The organism is Streptomyces colwelliae (assembly GCF_048158785.1).
Taxonomy (GTDB): Bacteria; Actinomycetota; Actinomycetes; order Streptomycetales; family Streptomycetaceae; genus Streptomyces.
In genome coordinates this window covers 1-4038 of the sequence record NZ_JBLTJC010000607.1, presented here as the reverse complement: position 1 = coordinate 4038, position 4038 = coordinate 1, and the positions used below count along the sequence as shown (strand labels likewise).

2 protein-coding genes and 1 pseudogene are annotated in these 4038 nt (G+C 73.1%); 1 reads left to right on the top strand and 2 read right to left on the bottom strand.

Features of this window, described 5'->3' with window-relative positions:
* Window positions 1-122 precede the first annotated feature (122 nt).
* Window positions 123-1061: pseudogene (locus ACNFOC_RS51825) on the bottom strand (MFS transporter); the annotation flags it as partial.
* A 132-nt stretch (window positions 1062-1193) separates the two neighbouring features.
* Between ACNFOC_RS51825 and ACNFOC_RS51820 the strand changes: the two are divergent.
* Complete coding sequence (locus ACNFOC_RS51820; RefSeq protein WP_416965935.1) at window positions 1194-1772, top strand: TetR/AcrR family transcriptional regulator; 579 nt, start codon at window positions 1194-1196, stop codon at window positions 1770-1772.
* A gap of 100 nt (window positions 1773-1872) precedes the next feature.
* Here the strand turns inward: ACNFOC_RS51820 and ACNFOC_RS51815 are convergent.
* On the bottom strand, window positions 1873-4038 hold a 2166-nt coding region (locus tag ACNFOC_RS51815; protein WP_521987101.1), incomplete at its 5' end, for a response regulator.

Here is a 4038-nt window from a genome sequence, read left to right as displayed (position 1 = left end):
CCCGTGCCGGTGCAGAAGATCACCTTCGGCTGGACGGCGGAGGACCGGCATGAGGTCGTCGTCGACAGCGTCCTGGGCGGCCTGCATGTCTTCCGCACCTATGGACTCGTCCAGGGGCGCTGGAGCCAGAACAGCGGCACGGACACGGCCGCGAGCACATACGCGGACCGTACGACCCTGCCCGCGCCGAACCGGTCGACGAACCCGCCCGCGAGCGGAGCCACCGCGCTGGCCGCCAGCCCGAAGAGCCCGAACAGCCCGGCGGTCGCGGTCGAGAAGCCGTAGGAACCGCCGGTCGTACCCGTCAGCAGCAGGGCGAGCGTGGTCCACAGGGCGCTCCACGCGCCGAACATCCCCGCCTGGCGCAGGCACGCGCGCCACAGGTCGGGCGAGGTGCGGACCAGGCCGGGCAGGGCCGCGAGGCCGCCGAACAGCGGGCCGGAGCCGCGGCGCTTCTCGGACGGGAGGACGTACGCGGTGGCGAGGCCGAGGACGAGGGTCAGGGCGGCCGAGCCGATGAACACGACCCGCCAGCCGTAGGCCTGGCCGACCAGGCTGCCGACGACGCGGGCGGCCACGATGCCGGTGAACAGGCCCGCTATGACGGCCGCGACATGGCGGGCGCGGTGATGGGCGGGGGCGCGTTCGGCGACCAGCGGGACGAGGAGTTGCGGGACGACGGTCGCGGCGGCCGCGACGAAGACGGCGACGGCGAGGGCGGCGGTCCCGGTGGCAGCGGCACCGGCGAGCAGGGCCGCCGTGGTGGCCACGGAGAGCGCGGCGACCAGGGGGCGCCGGTTCACGCGGTCGCCGAGCGGGGCGAAGAAGAGGAGGCCGGTGGCGTAGCCGAACTGCGCGACCGACGCGATCCAGGCCACGGCGGACGCCGTCGAGCCGAAGTCGTGGGCGATGAGGGGGAGCAGCGGGCCCGCGAGATAGATGTTGGCGGCCGTCACGGCGGTGCAGACGGCGATGAGGACGAGGAAGAGGCGGCCGGCGGCTGTGGGGACCGGCGTTCCCGTCGGGACCTGCACCGGCTGAGCTGTGGTTGCGGAGGACATGAGCGGTAGGACTCCTTCGAGCCAGCTCTAGCAACTAACTGGTTGGTTGGAAGCTGGAACAGCATGCGGCGCCCCGGAATTCCCTGTCAACCAAATAGTTGGTTACCGTCGCCCGCCGAGTACCCTGACCCCATGGGAGTCAGGGACCCCGAGGCCACCAAGGCCCGGATCTTCGAGGCGGCGGTCGCCGAGTTCGCCCGGCACGGCATCGCGGGCGCCCGTATCGACCGCATCGCCACCGAGGCCAAGGCCAACAAGCAGCTGATCTACGCCTACTTCGGCAACAAGGCGGAGCTGTTCACGCAGGTCCTCGGCAGGTCCATGCTCGACCTCGCCGTCCAGCTTCCCGTAGACCCCGACGACATCGAGGGCTGGATCGACCGCCTCATGGACTACCACGAGGCCCACCCCGAACTGCTCCGCCTCCTCTTCTGGGAGGGCCTGGAGTACGGCACCGCCGAACTGCCCGACGAGACCGAGCGCCAGCAGCACTACGCGTTCAAGGTCGCCGCCCTCCAGGACGGCCAGGACCGGGGTGTCGTGAGCGACGCGATCCCGGCCCGCGACCTCCTCTTCCTGCTGGTCGCGATGGCCAACTGGGGTGTCGTCGTACCGCAGATGCGCCGCGTCCTGGTCGGTGTCGACGACCCGGACCGGGACCGGCTCCGCGAGTCGATCAAGGAGGCGGCACGGCGACTGATCGCCAAGTAGCCGCACCGAACTGCCAGTTGGGGGCGAACGCCAAGTAGCCGCGCCGGACCGCCAGTTGGGGACGACTGTCAAGTAGCCGCCCCCGCCTGATGGTTGAGGGTTAGTTGGTACCGATCCGGGCCAACAGGTCGACGATCCGCGACTGGACCTCGGTACTCGTCGACCGTTCGGCGAGGAAGAGCACGGTCTCACCCGATGCCAGCCGCGGCAGGTCGGCCTGGTCCACGGCGGCCGTGTACACGACGAGCGGGGTGCGGTTGAGCTGCCCGTTCGCCCGCAGCCAGTCGACGATCCCGGCCCGCCGCTTGTGCACCTGGAGCAGGTCCATCACGACCAGGTTCGGCCTCAACTGCCCCGCCAGCGTCACCGCGTCGGCATCGCTCGCGGCCCGCGCCACCTGCATCCCGCGCCGCTCCAGCGTCGCCGTCAGCGCCAGCGCGATCTCCGCGTGCTCCTCGATCAGCAGCACCCGCGGCGGATGCTGCTCACTGTCCCGAGGCGCGAGCGCCTTCAACAGGACGGCGGGATCGGCACCGTAGGCCGCCTCACGCGTGGCCTGCCCGAGCCCGGCCGTCACCAGCACCGGCACCTCGGCGGCGACGGCCGCCTGCCGCAACGACTGAAGTGCCGTACGCGTGATCGGCCCGGTCAACGGGTCCACGAACAGCGCCGCCGGGAACGCGGCGATCTGCGCGTCGACCTCCTCGCGCGAGTGCACGATGACGGGCCGGTACCCGCGGTCGCTCAGCGCCTGCGTCGTCGTCACGTCCGGCGCGGGCCACACGAGCAGCCGGCGCGGGTTGTCGAGCGGCTCCGGGGGCAGTTCGTCGTCGAGCGGCTGCGGCCTCGGGGTGTCCGCGATCTCGACAGCCCCGCCCGGCCCGTCCAGCGGCTCGGGCCCCTCGGCCGCGTTCTCGTCCGGTGCCCCTATGGCGTACGACCGCCCGGCCCCCTCGGTCATCTGCGCGAGCCGCGACTGCCCGGCCATGGAGGGCTGAGCCTGCTCACCCTGCGGATGCGCCCGCCCGCCCTGCTCCGCCGCCCCGTCGGCGGGCTCGGGCCGCGTCCCCAACTTCCGTCGCCGCCCACCAGCGGTCGGCTGATGCGGCGGAGGAGTAGCGGTCGGCACCTGCACCTGAGCGGCCTGCCGCGTGAACGGCACCCCCTGCCCCAACGTCCGCACACTGATCGCCCGCCCCTGAGTGGAGTTGGGGTCGATGGGAGCGGCGGCCTCGGCGGGCAGCGGCTGAGCGGCCCGCGCCTGCGCGGCGACCGGGGTACCGGGCGCAGGCGTATTCGGGTTCGAGTTCGGGTCGGAATTCGGCTGCGGGTTCGGCCCCGCGTTCGGCGCTACGGCGGTGCCGGCGCCGTTCGCCGGTACGGGCCCCGGAGCGACACCGGGCGCGCCCGCGGCCGGGTTCGGCTGCGCGGCGGGCAGCGCCTGCGGCGGAACCGGACCGCCGGACTGCCCCTGAACCGGGGCGACTTGACCGGGGATGCCGTGCGGGGAGACGGGTTGCCCCTGCGCGGGTGCGGCCTGACCGGGGATGCCCTGCCCCGGAATCCCCTGCGGAGAGACCGGCTGACCCGGCAGTGCCTGCCCCTGCCCCTGCACTCCCTGCCCCTGGATTCCCTGCGGCGAGACCGGCTGCCCGGGGTTGCCCTGCGGCAGAGCCGCCTGACCAGGGATGGGCTGTCCGGGCATGCCCTGCGCCGGGATGCCCTGCCCGGGAACCGCCTCGGCCGGCAACGGCTGCCCCGCCGGGATCTGCCCCGGAGCGGGAAGATTCTGCGCGGGAGCGAGCTGCATGGCCCCACCGGCCTGCCCGGCGACTGACTGTCCCCCGACCACCTGACCGGCGCCCTGCTGCCCAACTCCCTGCTGTCCTACGCCCTGTTGCTGCCCCGCGCCGACCCGCGCCGGAATCGCCTGCTGCCCCTGCCCGGCCGTACCCTGCGCCGGAACCACCGCACCGGGTTGCCCCTGTCCCTGCACCTCGACACCGGCCTGAACCGGGGCCCCCGCCTGCACGGGCACCGACTCCACGGCCTGCGCCTGCGCTTGAGGCTGCGGCTGAGCAACAGCCCGACGCCGACGCCCAGTTGGCGCGCTGGCGGGATGCGGCTGAGGCGGAGTGTGATCCTCGGACTGATCGACCGGAACGGCATCGTGCCGCCCGTCGTCACCGGGATGACCACTGGGATGACCACCGGGAACCTGCCCAGGCACAACCGGAACCCTCGGAACCCCCGGAACCCCCGGAAC

What these genes read in the sequence shown, in the direction of transcription:
- ACNFOC_RS51820 (WP_416965935.1), top strand. Translation starts at nt 1,194, where the DNA reads ATGGGAGTCAGGGACCCCGAGGCCACCAAGGCCCGGATCTTCGAGGCG.